We start from the raw sequence: 1078 nt of genomic DNA on the forward strand, positions 1-1078 counted from the left end.
GGCGTCGAGCGCGACGACCCCCGGGTCGTGGAGGGCGTCGAGGCCTTCCGCGCGCTCGGCGACAAGATTCCGGAGCTCCGTTTCTGGGGCCCGCGGCCGAATTTCACCGTGGTTGCCTTCGATTACGAAGGGCACCGGATGGCGTCGCCTGCTCCGGACACGCTCACTCCCGACAAGATCGCGTCAGATCTTCTGGCCGTGGCGAATGCTGCTGGCATCGATCACTTCGCCTACTACGGATACTCCTGGCTGGCTGTGTGTGGGTTGCAGTTGGCGCTGCGCACCCATCGTCTGACCGCACTGGTCATGGGCGGTTTCCCGCCGGTGGATGGGCCGTACAAGGCAATGCTCCAGGTCACCGAAGCGACACATCGCATGGCGAGCGAACCGCCCCAGTCCTCATTGCAGTCCACGGCATCGCCGGACGAGTTCGATTGGAACTCCATCGACATTGCATTGACCGAAGCGCAGACCCGGCAGTTCGTGACGCTGTACCGCGCACTTGGTGAATTCGACGATCGAACGATTCAAGAGCGCATCCTATGTCCGCGAATGTGTTTCGTCGGTTCGCAAGACGTCATCGAGTACGGTGACCGATGGGGTGGGGTACGGGTCGCGCCGGCCGATTTCGACCTCGACGCCGTTCGGTCGGCAGGGTGGGATATCGAGGTACTCGACGGTCTGGATCACACGCAGGCAATGCAACCGGCTCATGTTCTACCCATCCTCAAACCTTGGTTGGAGAAGGTGGTCGGTGTTTGACCGTGCGAGCACGCGGGTAACCCGCTCCGGATGCCGTCAGCGTGAGGGGGCCGTGAGTGGACGAGTCGCACAAGATCCGTCGCCGATCGTTTGTTCAAGGGCTGGGCCTGCTGGCTGGACTGAGCGCATTGTCCGCTGGATCTGCGACGGCTCGACCTCCTGATGTCGATCCGCTGCGCCCGTTCCAACTTCCATCTCCCCGGCTGGAACCGTTCCGGGAGTCCCTTCCTGTCCTGCCGAGCATTTCGGGTGGCAATCTGGAAATTCGTGCGGCCTCGTCGATGCACCGTTTCCATCCGGACCTACCGACGTCGCC

General features: G+C 62.6%; 1 protein-coding gene and 1 pseudogene. Both read left to right on the forward strand.

Annotated elements, in window-relative coordinates:
* Window positions 1-87, forward strand: a pseudogene (locus ABT116_RS49640) (Dabb family protein); the annotation flags it as partial.
* 731 nt (window positions 88-818) lie between these two features.
* Window positions 819-1078 (forward strand): hypothetical protein (locus ABT116_RS49645; RefSeq protein WP_351648316.1); only part of this gene is annotated, 260 nt, incomplete at its 3' end.

The organism is Streptomyces sp. NPDC002130 (genome assembly GCF_040296465.1).
Classification (GTDB): domain Bacteria; phylum Actinomycetota; class Actinomycetes; order Streptomycetales; family Streptomycetaceae; genus Streptomyces.